At 69.7% G+C, this 20,524-nt stretch carries 19 protein-coding genes and 1 tRNA gene; 6 read left to right on the forward strand and 14 right to left on the reverse strand.

Annotated features, from left to right (window positions below; all coding sequences use genetic code 11):
- Positions 1 to 95: 95 nt before the first annotated feature.
- Positions 96 to 545: a DUF6232 family protein gene (locus tag NAG42_RS07930; RefSeq protein WP_250029153.1), complete on the reverse strand. Its 450-nt coding sequence runs from the start codon at positions 543 to 545 to the stop codon at positions 96 to 98.
- Positions 546 to 939: 394 nt separating this feature from the next.
- On the opposite strand from NAG42_RS07930, the gene NAG42_RS07935 reads away from it, so the two are divergent.
- On the forward strand, positions 940 to 1,398 hold the full coding sequence (locus NAG42_RS07935) for a DUF2231 domain-containing protein (protein WP_250029154.1): 459 nt from the start codon (positions 940 to 942) through the stop codon (positions 1,396 to 1,398).
- A gap of 24 nt (positions 1,399 to 1,422) precedes the next feature.
- On the opposite strand, the gene NAG42_RS07940 is transcribed toward NAG42_RS07935, so the two are convergent.
- The 7 genes from NAG42_RS07940 to NAG42_RS07970 all read right to left on the reverse strand — a co-directional run bounded on the left by NAG42_RS07940 (position 1,423) and on the right by NAG42_RS07970 (position 8,159).
- Positions 1,423 to 2,253 carry a M55 family metallopeptidase gene (locus NAG42_RS07940; RefSeq protein ID WP_250029155.1) on the reverse strand — a complete coding sequence of 277 codons (831 nt, stop codon included), beginning with the start codon at positions 2,251 to 2,253 and terminating at the stop codon, positions 1,423 to 1,425.
- A 72-nt stretch (positions 2,254 to 2,325) separates the two neighbouring features.
- A complete protein-coding gene (locus NAG42_RS07945; protein ID WP_250029342.1) occupies positions 2,326 to 3,228 on the reverse strand; it encodes an isoaspartyl peptidase/L-asparaginase in 903 nt (300 codons plus the stop codon).
- Positions 3,229 to 3,261: 33 nt separating this feature from the next.
- Entirely contained in the window at positions 3,262 to 4,254 is a 993-nt protein-coding gene (locus tag NAG42_RS07950) for an ABC transporter ATP-binding protein (RefSeq protein WP_250029156.1), read from the reverse strand.
- Positions 4,251 to 5,297 (reverse strand): ABC transporter ATP-binding protein, encoded by a 1,047-nt coding sequence (locus NAG42_RS07955; protein WP_250029157.1) that lies wholly within the window; start codon positions 5,295 to 5,297, stop codon positions 4,251 to 4,253. Before NAG42_RS07955 ends, NAG42_RS07950 begins: the two co-directional genes overlap by 4 nt.
- Positions 5,297 to 6,307: an ABC transporter permease gene (locus tag NAG42_RS07960; protein WP_250029158.1), complete on the reverse strand. Its 1,011-nt coding sequence runs from the start codon at positions 6,305 to 6,307 to the stop codon at positions 5,297 to 5,299. The genes NAG42_RS07955 and NAG42_RS07960 overlap by 1 nt, the downstream gene beginning before the upstream one ends.
- Before the next feature lie 9 nt (positions 6,308 to 6,316).
- On the reverse strand, positions 6,317 to 7,327 hold the full coding sequence (locus tag NAG42_RS07965) for an ABC transporter permease (RefSeq protein ID WP_250029159.1): 1,011 nt from the start codon (positions 7,325 to 7,327) through the stop codon (positions 6,317 to 6,319).
- 1 nt (position 7,328) lies between these two features.
- Positions 7,329 to 8,159: a M55 family metallopeptidase gene (locus NAG42_RS07970; protein ID WP_250029160.1), complete on the reverse strand. Its 831-nt coding sequence runs from the start codon at positions 8,157 to 8,159 to the stop codon at positions 7,329 to 7,331.
- Between the two features lie 222 nt (positions 8,160 to 8,381).
- Between NAG42_RS07970 and NAG42_RS07975 the strand changes: the two genes are divergently transcribed.
- From NAG42_RS07975 to cuyB, 3 genes are all read left to right on the forward strand, one after another.
- A complete protein-coding gene (locus NAG42_RS07975) occupies positions 8,382 to 10,094 on the forward strand; it encodes an ABC transporter substrate-binding protein (protein WP_250029161.1) in 1,713 nt (570 codons plus the stop codon).
- Positions 10,095 to 10,275: 181 nt separating this feature from the next.
- On the forward strand, positions 10,276 to 11,304 hold the full coding sequence (locus NAG42_RS07980; protein ID WP_284045092.1) for a P1 family peptidase: 1,029 nt from the start codon (positions 10,276 to 10,278) through the stop codon (positions 11,302 to 11,304).
- On the forward strand, positions 11,304 to 12,080 hold the full coding sequence (gene cuyB / locus NAG42_RS07985; protein ID WP_250029163.1) for a cysteate racemase: 777 nt from the start codon (positions 11,304 to 11,306) through the stop codon (positions 12,078 to 12,080). The genes NAG42_RS07980 and cuyB overlap by 1 nt, the downstream gene beginning before the upstream one ends.
- Here cuyB and NAG42_RS07990 read toward each other — a convergent pair.
- Together NAG42_RS07990 and NAG42_RS07995 are read right to left on the reverse strand one after the other, a co-directional pair.
- The gene (locus NAG42_RS07990) at positions 12,048 to 13,595 is read right to left on the reverse strand and encodes a PucR family transcriptional regulator (RefSeq protein WP_250029164.1); all 1,548 of its coding nucleotides are present in this window, start codon (positions 13,593 to 13,595) and stop codon (positions 12,048 to 12,050) included. The genes cuyB and NAG42_RS07990 overlap by 33 nt on opposite strands.
- A 216-nt stretch (positions 13,596 to 13,811) precedes the next feature.
- Positions 13,812 to 13,885 (reverse strand) — tRNA-Thr (locus NAG42_RS07995).
- Positions 13,886 to 13,995: 110 nt separating this feature from the next.
- Here NAG42_RS07995 and NAG42_RS08000 point away from each other — a divergent pair.
- Positions 13,996 to 15,720 (forward strand): metallophosphoesterase, encoded by a 1,725-nt coding sequence (locus NAG42_RS08000; RefSeq protein WP_438872374.1) that lies wholly within the window; start codon positions 13,996 to 13,998, stop codon positions 15,718 to 15,720.
- Between the two features lie 184 nt (positions 15,721 to 15,904).
- Here NAG42_RS08000 and NAG42_RS08005 read toward each other — a convergent pair whose 3' ends face one another.
- Positions 15,905 to 16,741, reverse strand: coding sequence for a PSP1 domain-containing protein (locus tag NAG42_RS08005; protein WP_250029165.1), 837 nt, complete (start codon positions 16,739 to 16,741; stop codon positions 15,905 to 15,907).
- A gap of 159 nt (positions 16,742 to 16,900) precedes the next feature.
- On the opposite strand from NAG42_RS08005, the gene NAG42_RS08010 reads away from it, so the two are divergent.
- The gene (locus NAG42_RS08010; RefSeq protein WP_250029166.1) at positions 16,901 to 18,637 is read left to right on the forward strand and encodes an LPXTG cell wall anchor domain-containing protein; all 1,737 of its coding nucleotides are present in this window, start codon (positions 16,901 to 16,903) and stop codon (positions 18,635 to 18,637) included.
- A gap of 389 nt (positions 18,638 to 19,026) precedes the next feature.
- Here NAG42_RS08010 and NAG42_RS08015 read toward each other — a convergent pair whose 3' ends face one another.
- From NAG42_RS08015 to NAG42_RS08025, 3 genes are read right to left on the reverse strand one after another with little or no spacing between them, the layout of a single operon-like run.
- Positions 19,027 to 19,638, reverse strand: coding sequence for a hypothetical protein (locus NAG42_RS08015; protein WP_250029167.1), 612 nt, complete (start codon positions 19,636 to 19,638; stop codon positions 19,027 to 19,029).
- On the reverse strand, positions 19,638 to 20,192 hold the full coding sequence (locus NAG42_RS08020) for a hypothetical protein (protein ID WP_250029168.1): 555 nt from the start codon (positions 20,190 to 20,192) through the stop codon (positions 19,638 to 19,640). The genes NAG42_RS08015 and NAG42_RS08020 overlap by 1 nt, the downstream gene beginning before the upstream one ends.
- Before the next feature lies 1 nt (position 20,193).
- Complete coding sequence (locus NAG42_RS08025; protein ID WP_250029169.1) at positions 20,194 to 20,520, reverse strand: YbaB/EbfC family nucleoid-associated protein; 327 nt, start codon at positions 20,518 to 20,520, stop codon at positions 20,194 to 20,196.
- Between the last annotated feature and the right edge of the window lie 4 nt (positions 20,521 to 20,524).

Genomic DNA, 20,524 nt, shown 5'->3' on the forward strand with positions numbered 1-20,524 from the left:
GCTGACTGCCGAGTGGCACTCAGCGAGATTGCTGGCAGATGCTATTACCGTCCTACCAGACCGGGGACACCGGGGTCGTGTTTCGCTCAACAAGATCATGCCGCGGCGAGATCAAGGCCCCTCCCGTGCGGCCGGGCGTTCTCGATGGACCGGCGCAGAGCCCGCTTGACCTGCCCGAACTGACGCTCGTCAGCGCACGCGTAGAGCACCACGACCGAGCCCCGATAGGTGGCGTGAAGCTCCCAGCCACGGACCCGGTGGACCATCGAGGGCACCGTGAAGGCCAGGGGAACCAGCACGGCGATGAGCCCGATCGCGTACGCGGTGGGTGGCGACACCAGCGTCCACACGGCGCCGATGGCGGCCACCGTGCCGGCCGCGACAGCCAGGACCACCCTCGGGGAAGCCGGCTGCGCGGCAACCCGGGCCTCACCGACGTGGTGCAGGTCGTGGACGGCAAAGCTTTTCACCGGCACCCCGAGCCAAATGAACAGCTCATCGGTAACCACAGCGTCGGGACCGCGGTAATAGGTACGTTTGCTCATGGCGCACTCCTCACCCCAACTCCTTGCGAGGAACGGGGCGGCCGAGCCACGATGGCGCTGGAGAGACGCAGCTCCCCGCCCGCTCGTTCGAAGTCAACAGAGAACGTCTGCAGAGGCGAAAACGGCACCCGGTTGCCGCCGGGTGCCGTTGTTTTGAACCGTCTCCCCTCGAACTCCGCCCTCGTTGCTCTATAAGTAGTAGAGCATGACGTACGGCTGTCCGCTACAACTCAATCTGCCATGTTGCAGATTGCGTACAAGCCGAGTACGCGGTGAGGGGACCGTCACTCTGACCGGCTTGTGGCGTTTCCTTGAAGAACCGACCGGGTAGGCCAACCGTCGGATGCCACTGTCGAACCTGTGCTCGCGCAGGTGGAAGGGCGATGACCCAACCATGGAGAGCCGACTGAAGATCGCGGGCCAGGCAGTGCAACCCATCCTGGTGCTGTTCCCCCTGGGCCTGTTCGCGATGGCCATCATTTTCGACCTCGCCAACCTGCTCGGCGCGCCGGCCATCGTCGGATCGCTGGCCTACTGGAACCTCGTCGCCGGGCTGGTGTGTGGCGTGGCCGCGGCCGTCGCCGGAGCGATCGACCTGGCCTTTGTGCACCGGGCCGAGGCCAAGCGCATCGGCGTGCTGCGGGTCCTGCTCAACATGGGTGTGCTGTTCCTGTTCGCGGTGATCGTGATGGTGCGCGTCGGTGACCCGGACCGCGCGGCCGGCGTCGGGCTCTTCCTGCTCGAACTGCTCGCGCTGTCCATCTCCGGTTTCGGCGCCTGGTTCGCCGGCGAGCTGGCCAACGGGCGTACGCCGGCTTTTGCCCGGGCGGCTGTGGGGAACCGCGGCTACTGAGCCGCGAGACGCACGAGCCCGCCGTCAGACGTCGGCCGAGATCCCGCGGGTCAGCAGAACGCTCGTGATGAACGTCCGGAACAACTCCAGGCGATCGGACTCCGTGGTCCGGGTGACCCGGGCCGACACCCGCTCCGTACCGCGAATCCAGGTCGACATCTCCGCCATGTCCGCGGTCCGCCAGCTCACCTCGAGCGTCGACGGGCTCGGCAGGTCGGGGGCCTTGATGCCGGCAAGGCTCTTCAGCGCCTCGGTCGCGGTGGCCCGGATGAGCTCGCGGGCGGCGTGCGGGTGCATGCTGCTCGCGGCGAAGCGGGAGACCGACTCCTTGACCACGGCGGTGTGCACGTCGGGCAACACCGACCTGGTCTCCGCGCAAGCGGTCTGGTCGCCGGTGACCAGCGCGACGGGGACCTCGAAGTGGGCCGCCACGAGCGCGTTGATGCCCGACTCGCCGACCACTTCGCCATTGAGGCGCACCTCGGTGACGGCCCGCGGGTTGTAGGTGTGGGAAAGGACCGCCGGGTCACCGCCCATGGAGCCGTGATACGAGACGAAGAAGATCGCATCGAAGGACGCGTCGAGCCCCTGCATCATGTACAGCGGCTTGTGCCGGCCCGCGATGTAGGTGGCGTTGCCGTGCAGCCGGTCGGGCGGCAGGTTGCGCATCACGGAGTGCGAGTCGTTGACGACGATCTCGGTCGCCCCGGCTGCGAGCGCGCCGTCGATCGCCGCGTTGACCTCGGCCAGGAGGAGCTCGCGCCCCGCCATCGCCTCGGGGCCGTCGCCGACGCACTGCGCCCAGTCGACGATGCCCGCAGTTCCCTCCATGTCCGTGGACAGGTAGACCTTCACGGCTGACTCCTTGTGTCGATACCGGTGTGGTTGGTGGTGACGGCCCGGGGCAGGAACTCCGGCTCGGTGTGGTCACCGGTCATCAGGCCGTAGGTCGATCCGGTCACCGTGGCCGCGCCGGCGTGCCGGCCGTCGGCGGTGAGGCAGAGCGTGCGCACCTGAGCGCGGTAAGGGTCGGCGAGGGCCATCGTCCGCTCCAGCGCGCTCACGCAGGCCTGATCCGGGGACAGGCCGTCGCGCAGGCCGTCGACGACGGTCCGGGCGGTGCCCGCGCATGGCCAGCTCACCGCGGCCGGTGCAGGCGGCCCCACCGTAACGACCGTCGCAGTAGTTGCCGGCCCCGATCACCGCGGAGTCGCCCACCCGTCCCGGGTACTTCCACGGGTAGCCGCTCGTGCTGACGCCGGTGCAGAGCCGTCCCTCGCGGTCCAGCGCGACCACATTGATCGTGCCCCAGGGGTGCCGATGCGGCGGCTCCATCGACTGGAGGCGGGCGAGCGCGGAGCGCCGGAACGCCACCTCTCCCGGCCCCTGGGTGCGTTCGGCCTCCGCCAGGCTGTCGGGCGTGAGCCCCTCCTTCCACAGCCGGATCGCCTCGTCGGTCAGCGTCGTCCCGCGGGGGATCCCGCATTCGTCGGCGAACCGCTCCGCACCCCGGCCGACCAGCATGACGTGCTGCGGAAGCTGCTCCATGACCGCACGGGCAACGGTGATCGGGTGCGGGAAGCCGGTCACGGCACCCACGGCGCCCGCCGCCATCGTGGCCCCGTCCATGATGGACGCGTCGAGCTCCACCTCCCCCAGCAGGTTCGGCAGGCCGCCGACCCCCACGTAGTGGTCGGCCTCGTTGGCTTCCGCGGCGCGCAGGGCGATCTCGACCGCGTCCATGGCGCTGCCGCCGGCTCGCAGGACCCGCATGGCCTCGACGAGACCGACCTCCCCCCGCTCGCTGGCGATGATGACCGGAGACCCCATTCGCACGTGCTTTCCTTTCCGTGGTTGGTGCTGTCAGGCGGCGAGTTGCTCGTCTTCCGGGAAGTGGCACGCGACCCAGTGGCCGGGCGAGTGCTCGGCGTAAGCCGGTGTGACCTCGGCACAGACCTGCTGCGCCATCGGGCAGCGGGTACGGAACACGCATCCCGACGGCGGGTCGGACGGGCTGGGCAGGTCGCCCTGGAGCACGATTTTCTCGCGGGCGCGCTGCTGGACCGGGTCCGGCAGCGGGGCCGCCGACAGCAGAGCATTCGTGTACGGGTGCAGCGGACGCTCGTACAGCTCGTCGCTTGTCGCGCTCTCCATGACCTTGCCGAGGTACATGACGGCGACCCGGTCCGAGATGTGCCGGACCACCGACAGGTCGTGCGCGACGAAGACGTACGCGATGCCGGTCTCGGCCTGGATGTCCTGGAGCAGATTGATGATCTCGGCCTGGATGGACACGTCGAGGGCCGACACGGGCTCGTCGCAGACGATCAGCCTGGGCTGCACGGCCAGCGCCCGGGCGATACCGATGCGCTGACGCTGGCCGCCGGAGAACTCGTGCGGGTACCGGTTGTAGTGCTCCGGGCTGAGCCCGACGCGGCTGAGCAGATCGCGCACCGCGGCCTTGACCCCGTTCGGCGCCTTGATCCCCTGGATCTCGAACGGCGCGGCGAGGATCGTGCCGACCGTGTGCCGGGGATTCAGCGACGAGAACGGGTCCTGGAAGATCATCTGCATCTCGCGGCGCAGCTTCCGCAGCTCCTCGCGCCCGACGCCGGTGATGTCCCGGCCGTCGAACTCGATGCGGCCGCTCGTCGGCTCCAGCGCCCGGAGCATCGTGCGCCCCGTCGTGGACTTGCCGCAGCCGGACTCGCCCACCAGGCCGACGGTCTCCCCGCCGGCCACCTCGAGGCTCACCCCGTCGACCGCCTTCACCACCGACCGGTTCCGGCTCAGCAGCCCGCCTTTCGTGGGGAAGTGCTTGCGCAATCCGGTGACGCGCAGGAGCGGCTCGGTCATCGCTCCCCCACTGAATCGATGGTGGACAGCTGCAGCCGTACGCGTTCCCGGGCGCCCGGTTCGAGGTGGCAGCGCGCCCGGTGGTCCGCCCCGCCGGCGACGAGCCGGGGCGGGGTGGTGACGCACGCGTCACCCTCGACGAGCCCCCGGTACGCGCAGCGCGGGTGGAACCGGCAGCCGGACGGGGGCCTGATGAGCGACGGCGGTGAACCCGCGATGGTCGCCAGGCGCTGTCCGCGCGGGCTGCCGATACGGGGCATCGAGGAGAGCAGGCCCCACGTGTAGGGCATGTCCGGCTGGTAGAAGACCTCGTTGACCGCGCCCTGCTCGACGGCGTGACCCGCGTACATCACGAGTACGTCGTCGGCGATGTCGGCCACGACGCCCAAGTCGTGCGTGATGATGATGATCGCGGAACCGAACTCTCGCTGGAGCTTCTTCATCAGCTCGAGGATCTGGGCCTGCACCGTCACGTCCAGAGCCGTGGTCGGCTCGTCGGCGATGAGCAGACGGGGGTCGTTGACCAGCGCCATCGCGATCATCGCGCGCTGGCGCATGCCACCGGAGAACTGATGCGGATACTCGTGCACCCGGCGCCCGGCGTTCGGAATGCCGACCAGCTCCAGCATCTCCTCCGCCCGGGCCAGCGCCTGGCGCCTGCTCACCGAGTGATGCACCCGGTATGCCTCGGCGATCTGCTTCCCGACGGAGTAGTACGGGTGCAGGGCCGAGAGCGGGTCCTGAAAGATCATTGAGATGTCGTTGCCCCGGAGCCGGCGCAGATCCTTGATCGGCAGGTCGAGCAGCTCGACCCCGTCGAAGCGGATCCGGCCGGAGACCTTCGCCGGGGTGCCCCGGTGCAGGCCGAGAATCGCCTGGCTGGTCACGGACTTGCCGGAGCCGGATTCGCCGACGATACCCAGGGTGCGCCCGGGCTCCAGGGAGAACGTGAGCCCGTCGACGGCCCGGACGAGTCCGTCCGCGGTCGGGAAGTGCACCTCGAGGTCGTCGACCTCCAGCAGGTGGCGTGCTTGCTCGCTCATCACAGGGTCACCCTCGGGTCGAGGAACGCGTACAACAGGTCGACCAGGAAGTTGAAGAGGACGATGACGAAGGCGGACAGGAGGACCACCGCCACGATCACCGGCAGGTCGAGCTGCTGGATCGCGTACACGCCGGTCTTGCCGATGCCGTTGAGGTTGAACACCGTCTCAGTGATCGCCGCGCCGGCCAGCACGCCGCCGAGATCCAACCCGGCGATCGTGACGATGGGCGTCAGGGCGGCGCGCATGGCGTGCCGGACGATGACCGCCCACTCCGGTACGCCCTTGGCCCGGGCCGTACGGATGTAGTCCTCCGACAGCGTCTCGAGCATGTTCGCGCGGGTCAGCCGGACGTAGAGGGCGGCGAAAACCATCGCCAGCGTGATCCACGGCAGAATCATCCCCTTGGCCCACGCCACCGGGTCGTCGACGAACGGCGTGTACCCCGCGGGGGGCGCGAGCCCGTACTTGATCGACACGATGTCCAGCAACAGGAGCCCGATGAAGAACGTGGGCAGGGAGTACGCGACCAGCGACGCGCCGACGAGTCCTCGTTCGAGGATGCTTCCTCGCTTGAGCGCCGACAGGACGCCGATCCCGATGCCGCCGACGAGCCACAGGACGAACGCGCCGACCGCGATGGACGCCGTGATCGGGAACGCCTGCTTGATCATTGTGGACACCAACTGGCCCTGGGTCGCCGAGTAGCCGAGGCAGGGCGCGGGGCAGTGCGTGATGGACTGCGGGCTGTTCTTCGCGATCACCGGGTCGTCGGGAAAGTCGCGCTCGCTCACCAGTCCCTTCATGAAATCGAAGTACTGGACGACGATCGGCTTGTCGTACCCCAGCGCGTGCCGGTTCGCCTCGATGATCGCCGGCGTGCAGTTCTTCCCGCACGTGAGGCGGGCCGGGTCGGCCGGCACCGCGAAGAACAGCGCGAAGACGGAGACGCTGATGAGGATGAGCATCCCAATGATGGAGAGCACCCGTTTGACGACGTACTGGAACATGGTCGGCGCTCACTTCCCTCCGGCTCGGTCGGAACGCGGATCCAGCGCGTCCCGGAGTCCGTCGCCGAACAGGTTGAAGGCGAGGACGACGATGAACAGGGTCAGCCCGGGAGCGAGGAAGTACGTCGGGTCGGCCGTGGCGTAGTTGACCGAGTCCTGCAGCAGGTTGCCGAGGGTCGGCGTGGGCGGCACGATCCCGACCCCGAGGAAGGACATCGCCGCCTCGGCCGAGACGTACGTGGGCAGCACGATGCTGGAGTACACGAGGATCGGCGCCCACAGGTTGGGCAGCAGTTCCTTGAAGTTGATCCGGCTGCGCCGGGCGCCGAGCATCTCGGCTGCCTCGACGAACTCCCGCTCCCGCAGCGAGAGCACCTGGGCCCGGATGATCCGGGCGAAGTAGGGCCAGCCGAAGAAGCCGAGGACCGCGATGATGTACGTGATCTTCGAGGGATTGCCCTGGGGCACCCCGGTGTCGGTGATGCGCTGCACCAGCACGGGCGAGAGCGCGATGAGCATCAGCAACTGCGGGAAGGCGAGGATCAGGTCGATCAGGCGCCCGATCGACCAGTCGGCGGCGCCCCGGTAGAACCCGGCGACCAGGCCGAGGACGACACCGAGACCGACGCTGATGATCGTCGCCGCGACCGCGATGGCCGTGTCCAGCGTGATCCCGAGCAGGATCCGGGAGAACAGGTCCCGGCCGGTCTGTGGCTCGACCCCCAGGGGGTGGTGGATGCTGATGCCGCCGAACGATCCGGTCGGCATCGCGCCCGGCCCCTGCACCAGCTCGGGGTGCAGCGTCGTGGTGTCGATGACGCCCAACGCCTGCAGGATCGGTGCGGCGATCGCGATGACCACGAAGAAGATGATCATGAACAGCGCGATCATCGCGACCCGGTTTGCTCGCAGGCGGGCCCGGGCGATCTGCCAGGGGGACCGGCCCGCGACCGGACCCTGGGCTTCGTCAACCATGGTGGGGACGGGCTCGGCCGCGAACTCCCCGGCGGACAGCGTCACGTCAGACTTCCTCCGCGACGACCCGGGTCAGGGTGATGGCGGCGATGAACCGGCGGTAGACGGACAGCAGGTCGCTGCCGCTGATCGCGGTCGTGCGCGACCCCGTCCGGTCGACGTCCCGCACCCATGTCGCCATCTCCGCCATGTCGGGGGTGCGCCAATGAACCTCCAACGTGGACGGCGTCGGGAAGGGCTTCGGCTCGATCCGTTCGAGGGTCTTCAGCGACCGCTCGGCGGCCTCCCGGATGACCGCGCAGGCGCGGCGGGGGTGCAGGCTCGACGCGGCCACCCGGGTGATGGAGTCCTTCACCACCGCGGTCGTGATGTTCGGCAGCACCTCCACCGTCTCGGCGCAGCCGGTCTGGTCTCCGGTCACCAGGACGACCGGCACCCCGTAGTGCGCGGCGACGAGGGAATTGATGACCGATTCGCCCACGACCACGCCGTTGAGCCGCGTTTCCGAGACCGCGCGGGGGTTGAAGGAGTGCGACATGTTGCCGAGCTCGGCACCCATCGAGCCGTGGTACGAGACGAGGAAGGCCGCGTCGAAGCTCGAGTCGATGCCCTCCATCATGTCGATCGGCCGGTGCCAACCGGTGATCAGCGTGGCCTCGCCGTGCAGATCCTCGGGAGCGAGGTTGCGCATCATCGCGTGACCGTCGTTGACCAGGAACTCGGTCGCGCCCGCGGCGGCGGCGCCGTCGATGGCGGCGTTGACCTCGCCCAGCAGCAGGCGACGGCCGGCCAGGGCGTCCGGGCCGTCGCCGATGCACTGGGCCCAGTCCACCACGCCGGCGGTGCCTTCCATATCTACCGAGATGAAGACTCGCATCGGGCCCTCTCCCCCTTTCCGTACGACATGAGATCGGCAGATTATCCGCGCGGGTTCACCCGTTGTTTGTGAAAGTCACAAAACCGGGTGGGCCCGGATTGGAGGAGCTCACAAGCCCGAGGCGGTTCTGCGCGCCTAGCATTTCCGGCCATCCGTGGACACCCCGGCCCTCTCTTGCGGCGGCGTTTTCCCGGAAACCCGGTTACGAACAGGAGCGTGTCCGTGCGAATTGCGAATCATCGTCGGTCGGTCGCGGCGGGTGTGTTCACCGTCGCGGCGCTGACCGCACTGACGGCCTGTGGTGGGGGCTCACAAAAGACCACCGACAACGCGGGTGGGAGCGGGGGCGGGAAGGGTGGCACCCTCCACCTGGTCAACCAGGCCACGTTCTCGCACCTGGACCCGCAGCGGATCTACCCGAACCGCACCATGGCCTTCTCGGCTCGGACCTTCATCCGGACGTTGACGACATTCCAGGCCGGCACCGCCGATCTCGTGGCTGACGTGGCCACCGACACCGGCAAGGCCGGCGACGGTGCCAAGACCTGGACCTTCACGCTGAAGGACGGCGTGAAGTGGCAGGACGGCAAGGCCGTGACCTGCGAGGACTTCAAGTACGGCATCTCGCGGACCTTCGCCACGGACACGATCACGGCCGGCCCGCTGTTCGCGATCGCGTACCTCGACATCCCCAGCAAGCCGGACGGGTCGTCGCAGTACGAGGGCCCGTACAAGAAGACCGGCCAGGAGCTGTACGACAAGGCCGTGCAGTGCACCGACGCCAAGACCATCGTCTTCCGCACCAAGCACCCGGTCGCTGACCTCAACAACGTGCTGGCCCTTCCCGGCTACGGAGCCGTCCGCCAGGACCAGGACACCGGGGCGAAGTTCGACTTCACCCTGTTCTCGGACGGGCCCTACATGCTCGAGGGCACGTGGAACCCCCAGACCGGGGGCACGATGGTCCGCAACCCCCATTGGGACCCGTCCACGGACTCGGTCCGCAAGGCGCTGCCCGACAAGATCGTCGTCGAGCAGGGGGTGAACGCCCAGACCGTGTCGCAGCGGATGGTCTCCGACGGCGGCAACGACAAGTACGCGTACACCAACACCCGGCTCGACCCTTCGGTCATTCCCCAGGTGCTGAGCAACCCGGCGCTCAAGAAGCGCTCGGTCAACGACGTCGGTGGCTTCGTCGACTACCTCTCGGTCAACGTCAAGCACATTCCCGACCTCAAGGTCCGGCAGGCGCTGGCCCTGGCCACCGACAAGACCACGTACCGGGTGGCGATGGGCGGCGACATCTACGGCGAGTACGCCACCACCATCATGAGCAAGACCATCGCGGGCTGGAAGAACTTCAACATTCTCAACGCCCCGCCGGAGGGTGACATCGCCCGGGCGAAGGCCCTGCTCCAGGAGGCCGGGGCGCGCCAGCCCTACCCGATCACGTACGGGTACCAGCAGACGCCGGTGCAGGACAAGGTCGCCGCGGCGCTCCAGGCGTCGTGGGAGAAGGCCGGATTCAAGGTCACGCTCAAGCCGATGGGTGACAACTACTACGACGTCCTCGCCAACCCGACCCAGAACCCGGACGTCGCGTGGGTCAGCTGGGTCGCGGACTGGCCGTCGGGCTCCACCGACATCCCGGCGCTGTTCGACTCCCGGGTCAACATCTCGGCGAACAACCTGGGCAACGACTTCAGCGAGCTGGCTGACCCCGAGGTGAACGCCAACATCGACAAGGCGTGGGCCATCGCCGACAAGGCACAGCAGGACAAGGCGTGGGGTGACCTGGACGAGCAGGTGGGCAAGACCGGAGCCGCGATCCCGCTGGTCTACCAGAAGTACTTCTACATGCAGGGGTCCGGCGTCAAGGGGATGAAGTACTTCTTCGGTGGCTTCCCCGACATCGCCGAGGTCTCGGTCCGGTAGTCACGGGTCAGGCCGGATGGTCCCGGCCGGCGGTCGCCACGGGACCATCCGGCGGATCAGATCCGACAAAGGTCCGTTCGTACCGATGCCGGCGCCCGACGCCGGCAAGGAGGGTCCACTTCGCATGATTCTCGTCGAGTCCGGCGGTCGCCAGCACCCGGCAGCCGATTGGCGCCGGCTGATGGGGCCGGCTTGGAAATTCACGCCCGGAGCGGCAAACGGGATCACGGACGTGGCGGGAGTGACCGTGGGCCACTCCACGCTCTCCTTCCCCGAGCTGGGCACCTGCACGGGTGTCACGGTCGTCGACCCGTGTCGCGACGTGGTCCGCCACCCGGTACCCGCGGCGGTCCATGTCATCAACGGCTACGGCAAGTCGGTCGGTCTGATGCAGATCGAGGAGCTGGGCGAGCTCGAGTCGCCCATCGCGCTCACGGGCGTCTTCGGCGTACCCGACGTGCTCCGGTCGCTCGTGGGCCACCTGCTGGCCGAGGAGCCCGACCTCGGCAGCGAGGAGTCCGGGCGATCGGTCAACGCCGTGGTGATGGAGTGCAACGACAGCCGGATGAACGACCCGCGGGTAGCGGGGCCGGGCCCGGCGGAGGTCACCGAGGCCATCCGGGGAGCCGCCGGCGGGCCGGTGCCACAGGGCCCGGTGGGCGCCGGCGTCGGGATGAGCACTTTCGGCTTCGCCGGCGGGATCGGTACCGCGTCCCGGGTCCTGCCGCTCGACGGCGGAAGCCACCACATCGGGGCCCTGGTCCTCACGAACTTCGGCCGTCGCGAAGACCTGGTCATCGCCGGTCGGCCGGTCGGTCAGCTGCTGCCGGAGAACGTCACCGGGCCCAGCCTCGGCGGCTCCGTCATCGTCATCCTCGCCACCGATCTGCCCACCAACTGCGCGCAGTTGAAACGGCTGGCGCGCCGGGCCCAGAACGGGCTCGCCCGCACCGGCTGCAGCACCTCCGGTTCCAGCGGCGAGGTGGTGCTCGCGTTCTCGACGGAGCGCGGGCCGGACCTGCCGAAGGAGACCCTCGACCTGGCATTCACCGCGGTCGCCGAGTGTGTCGAGGAGGCCGTGCTCAACTCGCTGTTCCACAGTGTCCAGGTCCGTGGCCGCGCCGGTCGCTGCCGCGAGCCGTTCCCCGCCGGCCGGCTACCTGAGCTGCTCGGCGGGACCGGGCCGGCCATGGTCGACGGCGAGCGCTGATGTCCGCCGGGGTGATCCGCTCCGGCGGCCGGCGCCACCCGGTGCTGGGAGTCCTGGGCGGGATGGGGCCGGCCGCGACGGCCGAGTTCCTGCGCCGCCTGATCGAGGCCACTCCGGCCGGCCGCGACCAGGACCATCTGCATGTCCTCGTCGACAACGACCCGTCCGTACCCGACCGCACCGCAGCACTCCTCGGCCAGGGGCCCGACCCGACGCCGTATCTGGTCACCATGGCCCGGCGGCTGTCCGCCGCCGGCGCCGAGCTCCTGGTGATGCCCTGCAACACCGCCTCGGCCTTCGCGCCCGGCCTGGCCGCCGGCATCGCAGTACCGCTGCTGCGCTGGGACGCCGCCGTCGCGGCGGGTGTCACCGAGCACCGCCCCGGGATCCGACGGTTGGGCCTGCTGGCCACGTCGGGAACGATCGCGTCGGGCTTCTACCGTCAGGTCTTCGCCCGCATCGAGGTCGAGGTGGTGGAACCGGAGGCGGTCCCGCAGGAGCGGGTGATGGAGCTGATCCGGGCGCGCAAGGGCGGCGTTCCCGGTCGCCGGCTGCTTACCGATCTCCACGACGCCGCGACCGACCTGCGCTCGGCGGGGGCGGAAGAGGTCCTCCTCGCCTGCACCGAACTCTCCGACATCGCGCAGGGCCCGGGCCCGCTCTGGCTGGACGCCATGGACCTCGTCGTCGAACGGGTCCTTCAGGTCGCCGACGCGTGGGCAACCGGCGGGCGGCCACCGTTCTCAGCCGCGCCCGGCATCCTCACCGGCGAGTAACCGCAGCTGGAGCCAGACCACCAGGCGGTCGTCGGGGTCGGCCAGGTCCAACCCGAGCAGCTCCTGGATCTTCTGCAGCCGGTACCGGACGGTGTTGGCGTGCACACCGCAGACGCTTGCGGCCTTCGCCGTGTCGCCGAGGGCGTCCAGGTACGCCCGCAGGGTGCTCACGTATGCCTGGCCGGAGGGTCGTTCCGACTCGAGCAGGCGGTGCAGCCGGGCGTCGTCGAGCAGCCGGAGCGCCTCTTTGCTCTCGGCCAGCCGGTGCAGCAGCACCTGACTGGCCAGGTCCGCGTAGGTCGCGATCCGCGGCAGGTCCGGCCGGCGTTGCAGGAGACTCAGCAGCTCATCGGCGGACCGCCGGGACCGCGGGATCTCCTCGACGCCCGGCACGACGGTACCGACCGCCACGACCACGTCGGCCCGCAGACTCTGCCGCAGGTGCTCGACCACGCCCTGCAGAACCCGGTCCAGGTCGGTGGTGCGCTCACGGCCGAGGCCGAGGATGAGGTACAGCCGGCCGTCCTCCACCGTGATCGCATATTGCTGGCGGAAGGCGCTGAGGTAGACGCTCAAGGACGACCGCGCCCGGCCGGCCCAGTGGACGGAGTCCGCGCCCGGCTCCTGGGCTGGCACCAGCACCACTGCGACGCTCGAGCCCGCCCGCCGCGCCCAGTCGGCGTTCGAGGCGACCTCACCCGCCCCGCGCAGGAGCTGGCTCGCGTCCGACGCCGACGCCGATGCCGACAACGTCCGCCGCGTCCGTTCCTTCAAGATGTACAGCGAGGCCAGCTCGACGGAGTCGGCCAGCAGTTGCAGCGCGTCGGATGGGGCCTGACCGTCGACGTCGACGACCCACATGGAGCCCAGCAGCTCACCGCCGGCCCGGATGGCGACCGCGAGCCTGCCGTGCCGGTCGTTGAGCGGCGGGAAACGAACCGGACCGGGGCTGAGCGCCACCTCCCGGTAGGCCCGGTCGGTCTGGTCGGTGTGCGGAACCCGCCGCTGGAGGATGCCCCGCTGGCGTACCCAGTCGATCTCCTGGCCCTCGACCGTGGAGTACGCCAGGATGTTCTTGGCCTCGTCCTCCACCAGCACCGCGCCCCGCGCCGCGATCGCGACGACGTTCGCCAGATCGAACAGGTCCGACCCGGTGTCGACACCGGGCACCCGCACCCCGGAGGCCTGGATCGCGGCCCGCACCAGCGCGTGCACGTGCCCCCAGTCGACGTCGTGCGCGGACTCCAGCACCGAGACCTCGGCGAGGGGAAGGCCGTCGCTGACTCCGGCACGGAACACCACCGCCGCGGCGTGCCGCTGCTCGGCCTCCGACAGCACCGCCCGAGCCGAGTCGCGGTCTCCCACCCCGATGGCCAGCACGAGGCAGCCGGGTCCGATCGCCGAGACGTCCGCCCAGTCGAAGAACCGGACGCCGGTCACGTCGACGTCCTCTCGGCCGACATGGTGGAGCCGCACGTTCTGACCGAGTTGTGCGACGAGGTCCGGTAACAACACGACGCGACCCCTTACCCGTGACCTGGGGACACCTGCGATGAGAGTAACCGCGCCCCGCCGACCATGATCCGCAATGTGTCACGTCTTCGCGGGAAATCCCCGGCGGGACGCAGCGACGTCCGACACAGTGCCCGCATCCGTCCGGGAAGCATTTCGGGGGCGATCGAACCAGAAGAGGCCCTGACCAGCATGCCTGCTGATCAGGGCCTTCTTTTGAGCCGCCTGACGGAATCGAACCGTCGACCTACGCATTACGAGTGCGTCGCTCTAGCCGACTGAGCTAAGGCGGCAACGAGAAATCAGTGTACGGCACGCACCCCGGTTGCCTCAGCGGGGTTCCCCCCGGCCGGGTCGGAATCGGACAACGGTTCTGTCGGAGGGCGGGGCTAAGGTGCCTGGCGTGACCGTCGATCACCCGCAACCACCCCCCACGGGCCAGGTCGTGCCGCGCCGGCCCGCGAGCATGGATCCGCACGAGCTGGGCTTCACACCGCAGCGCCCGGTCGGCTGGCTCGCGCCGCTGCTGCTGCTCAGCACCGGTGTGCGCACGCTGCTGGCGATCCTCTTCGGGGCCTACCTCGACAAACGCGAGCTGCAGAACGCTCTGGACGGCGACTGGTTCGACCACTCGCAGACCGAGGACGGCGAGCTCTGGCTCGACTACGTGGCCGACCTGGGCGACGGCTTCGACGCCACCTACTCGGTGGCCTACCTGCTGGCTCAACCCAGCCTCCAGCTGGGCGGCGCCACCCTTCCCCGCGGCCGGCTGCTGCTGATGGGTGGCGATCAGGTCTATCCGCTGGCCAGCGGTGACGGCTACGAGAGCCGGATGAAGGGTCCCTACCGGGCCGCACTGCCCGAGCCGCCGGCCGGCTCGCCACCGCCGACGCTGTTCGCGCTGCCGGGCAACCACGACTGGTATGACGGGCTCACCGCGTTCCTCCGCCTCTTCGCGCGCCGCAAGGACGGCCACATCGGCGGTTGGAACACCGAGCAGCGCCGCTCCTACTACGCGGTCAAGCTGCCGGCCAACTGGTGGCTGTTCGCGATCGACGAGCAGTTCGGGGCCTACATCGACGACCCGCAGCTGGGCTATTTCGAGGAGGCCGCCCGGCATGTCGGTCCGGACGACCGCGTCATCCTGCTGACTCCCTCGCCGAAATGGGTCAAGTCGGTCGACAAGCCGGAAGAATACGACGCGATCGACTACTTCATCCGTAAGACGCTCGACCCCACCGGCGCGTCCACGCGGGTGCTCCTCTCCGGCGACCTGCACCACTACGCCCGCTACAGCGACCCCGAGCGCGAGCTGATCACCTGTGGTGGCGGCGGCGCTTACCTGCTGGGCACCCAACAGCTGCCGGACGAGCTGGTCGTCCCCCAGCCCGACACGCTCACCCGCAGTCGCAGCGCCAGCAAGCCGTACGCCTTCAAGGCCTCTTATCCCGACGCGGCCACCTCGAAGCGCATGGCCTGGGGTGTGTTCCACCGGGTCCCGACGCGCAACCCGGGCTTCGTCACGATGCTCGCCATCATCCACGTGCTGACCATGCTGGCCATGGCCGGCGCGGCCTCCGGCAACGCGAATATCGTCCAGCGGCTGTTCAGCATCCCGCTGACCGTCATGCTCGTGCTCATCCTGGCCGGGTCGGTGGCGTTCGCCCAGCCGCCCAAGGCCGACCGGCCCAAACACGCCCGCCACTGGATAGCCGGGCTGCTGCACGCCTTCGCCCACATCGGGCTGGCCGTCGGCGGCACCTGGCTGTGGTTGCAACTGCCGTTCCGCGACTGGGAGTGGCCGGGCCCGCTGATCGTGGCCGCGGTCGTCTACGGCCCGGTCATCGGCTTCGTGGCGACCCAGCTGACGGCGCTCTACCTTTTGATCGCGTCGACCGTCGACGTGAACGTCAACGAGCTCTACGCGGGCCAGGGCATCGAGGACGCGAAGAGCTTCCTGCGCATGCACATCGCGGCCGACGGCACCCTCACCATCCACCCGATCGGCATAGACAAGATCTGCCGCCACTGGACACCCGACCCCAGCGGCGCCGCCGACGCTTCCTGGCTGCTCCCCCGCGACCCCTTGACCCCGCACCGCATCGAGGACCCGATCACCATCCGCTGACCGCCCCGGCTGCTGCCGGCGCCCGCTGCTGCCGGCGTGCCGCTACCGGCGCCCGCTGCTGCCGGCGTGCTGCCGGCGTCGGCTTCGACTGCTGCGGGCGTCACCTGCTGGCGACGTCGGCTTCGACTGCTGCGGGCGTCGGGTGCTGCCGGCGTCGGCGTCGGCGTCGGCGTCGGCGTCGGCGTCAGTTGTACTGCTCGTCGTGGGCCTGGCGGGGGCCGCAGACGGAGGCTCGGCTGCACGAGCAACGGGAGCCGTCGGCGTCCAGGCGGACCACCACGGCGTCCTTGGGCACGCTGTGGGCCACCACCCGGCCGTCGCCCTCAGGGGTGGTCACACGGCTGCCGACAGCGGGGGCCGACGCCTGGAACTTCTGGTACAGAGGGTGCTCGTATTTGAGGCAGCACATCAGGCGGCCGCACGCCCCGGAGATGCGCAGGGGGTTGAGCGGGAGGTCCTGGTCTTTGGCCATGCGGATCGTGACCGGCTCGAAGTCGGTCAGGAATGTCGCGCAGCACAGGTCGCGGCCGCAGGAGCCGATGCCGCCCTGGACCCGGGCCGAGTCGCGCGCCGAGAGCTGACGCAGCTCGACCCGGCAGTGCAGGGTGGCGCCAAGATCGCGTACGAGAGATCGGAAATCGACCCGGTGCGGGGCGGTGAAGTAGATCGTGGTGCGGGCACTGCCGGTGCCCGTCTGGTCGAGCACGTGGTCCACCGCGACGACCTTCATGGGCAGCTCATGTGCCTTGATCAGCTTTTTCGCGGCGACCTTGGCCTCGGCTTTGCGCTTGCGCAGCAGCTCGTCCCGCCGCAGATCGTCGTCCCCGGCGAGGCCGGCGACCTTGGGGAAGCCCGAGGTTTCCTCGCTCACCCACTGCGCCGCCCACACGCACTCCGCCACCTCGGGCCCGTCGTCCGTGGGCACCAGCACACGGTCGCCGACCTGGGGCGAGAACTCGCCCGGATCGAGGTAGTAGAGGCGGCCGTACCGATTGAAGCTGACCGCGCACAGCATGCCCATGGCCTCCACCCTACGACGCCGGATAGCCCGCACCAAATGCCTGTTTTGGGCTACCCGCCGGGGTTGTCGCATAGATGTTTCGCAACCACGCAGATTGACCTTCGTTGGGCAGACCCGTAGACGCCGCTGCCCGCGGCACCCCATCGGGAGGGAACTGCCATGACGCCCGCCAGGTCGCTGGCCGCCAGTGTCGTCGCGCTCGGTTTCGCCGGCGCACTCACCGCACCGCAACCAGCCCTCGCAGCGCCGGCACCCTGCGAACAGGCCGAGAGCTTCGCCGGGCAGTCCGGCGCCGAGCTTCTGCGGATCCACCAGCTCGAAGTACGCACATCAACGATGAACCGGCCCCGGGTCAAGCAGGAGAACGGCGTGGCAGACGCCGCGCACCGGGTGCTGAGCAGCGGCGACGACTCGATCGTGCCCGATCCGGCGGACAGCGACACGCCGAGCGAGGCCATCGGTCTGATCGGGACGGGGGTGCTCGGGTATCTCGGGGTACTGCCCAAATCCGCTGCGCCGAAGTCCGCACCGAAGACGAGCGGTAACGCCGACGTGGCGCCGGGCGGCGGGGACGGCTCGGCGGGCGGCGGGGGCGGTGAGCCGGTGGATGAGGAGCAGTCCGCGGAGGGCGGGGAGGGGCGGTCGACGGATACGGGGCGAGCCGGCGCGAACGGTGACGACTCCGGGAACGAGGGTGAAGCTGCCGCGACCACGACACCGGATCGGCGGGCGCCGGGCCGTGACGTGCGGACGGACACGGCTTCGCTGGCTGACGTCGGGCTGGGCGAGGCCCGTACGGCAATGATCGCGAATGCCCGGATCGCGTCGGCCGCCTATGCCCGGATGCTTGACGGTTACCCCAAGGTCAAGGCGTCGGCGACGCACGCCGCGATGGTGAAGCCGCTGATGCAGCAGGCGCCACCGACCAACGCCGACGCTTCGCGGCGCTCGACTCCGGCCGGGAAGGCGGGGCCGCTGCAGCTGGGTGACGGCAGGATGGGTACGCACGCCCGGTGGGACACGGGCATGGCGTGCGGCCGGGTCGCGGGTGAGACCGGCCGCGCCGAAGCCTCGTTGAACGGCGTGAGCCTGCTGGGCACCGGACGCGAGGCGCTGGTCCGCGTTCCCGAAACCATGACGGGCCGGAGTTCGACGGCCCTGGACCACCGCGGCGACGAGCCCCGGACCGTCGCCCGGTCGACCGTCACGGCCGGGCGCATCGAGTTGGCCGGCGGCCAGGTTCACTTGCGGGTGCTCCAGGCTCCTGTCCTGGAGGCGGCGATGTCGGCCGACTCGGGTGGCCAGGTCAGCTACCGGCCGGCGGTCGTCGAGATCTCGGGCGACGGCATCGAGACAAAACGCCTGACCACAGCCGGGGAGCATGTCGACGTCTCGCTGAGCCCGCGGTACCGCGAGATGGAGTCGATGTCGCTGCGGAGCCTCACCGGGCTGGGCGACCTGCGCAAGGCCCAGCCGATGCCGATGCCGGAGGTTCCGGGCCTGCCTTCGGTGACCACGCCGGAGACGGAGTCGGTCCCGGCCGGCGGCGACGGGATCAACCTGCGGGTCGCGCTGGGCGACGTCCGCCACGCCATCCAGGGTCAGGCGATCGCGGCCCGGGCGTCAGCCGTCAAGATCTCGCTGTCGCAGGCGACGGCGTCGAAGGGCGATGGCTACGGTGCCGGGAGTGAGGTCTCGCTGACCATGTCGCTCGGTGTGCTCGAAGCTGCGGCGGTCTCGCCGGAAGCGGGTGAGATCAGTTCGTCCGGCGAGGGTGGCGGACTTCCGGTCACGGGTTCGAACGTGACGCGGGTTGCTCTGATCGGCGGCGTTCTTCTGCTGGTGGGTGCGGCGGCCGTCGTGCTGACGCGGCGCCGTCGCCGCTTCCGCTCCTGACGGTTCCCCTTCATGGTCGACCGGGCGGTTCCTCTCCGAGGAGCCGCTCGGCGCGCGTTTCGCGTTCTGGCGCCGGCCGTGCCGATACCGGAACCGAGTCAGCCGGATGGAGACACATCGATCTCCTGATGGACGAACGACAGTGAACGGACGTCCCCTCCCGGTCCCCCGAGCGGACCAAAGCCGTCTCAACCCCGAGACAACCATCGATTCGTGGCGTTGAGTGGTCCCTACACCTGCGGGGGGTGCAGGAGGTCGCGGCGTCGCATTCGGAGTTCTTCCGGTTGTCCGAATGCGGCGCCGCGCCCATGTGCCTCGGGTATCCGCCCTGCCCCGATCCCGCCCCCATGCAGAGCCATCGCGCCTGTCCGGCGGTGTAGCGCGGCCCTCTAGAGCGCGACCGGGACGGTCAGGTCTTGCGAGGCGTGGAGGAGATCCTCGGCTTCGGCGTAGTCGGTGGCGACGGCGTGCAGGACATGGGCGGCCAGGTCGGCGGCGGCCCTCGCCTCGGCGATCGACGGTGGATGGCTGGCGGGAACGGTGAGCGTCACGGCTTCGGCGGAGGTCAGGACCTCGGCCAGGACCGACGCCAGGTTGTCCCTGGTGCGGATCATCCACTCGTGCAGCGCGGTGGCCAGGTCGGCGGTGGCTTCGAGGCGTTCGTCGAGGCTGTCGCCGGGGCCGGCCAGGTCGGCGGCGGTACGGCGGCGCTGGTCGTCGTAGGCGTCGGCGGCGTCGCCCTCCCAGTCGCCGGGCGGAGGCAGGGATCCGGCCACATCGGTGCAGACGCGCGCGCCGGCTCGCAGCTCGGTGGAGGCATCGGCCAAGGCGGAGGGGCGCAGGCCGGCCACCGCATGTGCGGCGTCGACGGGCATCAGGCGTACCCGTCGGAGGTGGCCCCACAGCGGGTGACCGATCGGCGCCCCGGCCGCGTCGAGGACCTCCTCCGCCCGGAGCAGCAGCGGGGTCGCGGTGCCGAGCACCTGGTCGAGCTGATCCATCACAACTCCTGGTCGAAGCGGCGTCCGACCGCTTCGTCGGTCTCGGCGTAGTGCTGCCGGGTGGACCGGACCGCGCGCGCCAGCTGGCCGAGGCGGGCTGCGGCCGAGGATGCTTCCCGCGATCGCGCATCGAGCACCGCGGCCCAATGATCGTGCAGGGCGCGTCCCATCGAACCCGGCAGGCCAGAACCGTCGGCTGCGCCGGCCCCGATCGAGCTGGAGTGGGTGGGCACGGCGCTGCGGTCGATGCCCGAACCCGTGGACATGGCGACGCCCGCCGCAGCTCGGGCGCTGTCTGCGGCACTCGATGTGGGTCGAGCGCTGTGTGCCGCGCTCAATGCGGGTGGCGCGCTGTGTGCGGCGCTTGATGGCGGCGTGGCATCCGATCCAGGATGGGCGCCGCCTGCGGCGCCTGATGCGGACGCGGCGCGAGTGGCGGACAGTGCCGGCAGCGCTGCGAAGGCGCCGGGAGCCACGGTCAGCGTCGGGATGTCGCGGGACAGGGCGGCCAGGGCGTCGGAGGCCTGGTCGAGGTGGTCGGCCATGGTGTCCATGTCAGGCCTCGCCCAGGGAGCGGAGCTCGCCGAAGATCTCGTCGTGCAGTTTCTCTCGGGCCCAGCGTGCGGCGTCGGTCGCGTTGGTGACGGTGGCCTGCAGCTCGCGGGCGAACTCGACCGGTTGGCGATGGTGCAGACCGCCGTGGATCTGGATGTCGGTGATGCGGCCGGAGGCGGTCACGGTGACCTCGATCGAATCGTCGGGTGAATGGACCGAGACCTGGTGGGACTCGACGGCTCGGTCGTAATCGCCGCGCAGCTGCTCAACACGCCGATGCCGCTCGATGGCCTCGCTGATCCACGCCTCGTCGATCTCACGTGCCATGCCG

Origin of the sequence: Paractinoplanes maris, from assembly GCF_023544465.1 — a bacterium.
In the GTDB taxonomy this organism is placed as follows: Bacteria; Actinomycetota; Actinomycetes; order Mycobacteriales; family Micromonosporaceae; genus Actinoplanes; species Actinoplanes maris.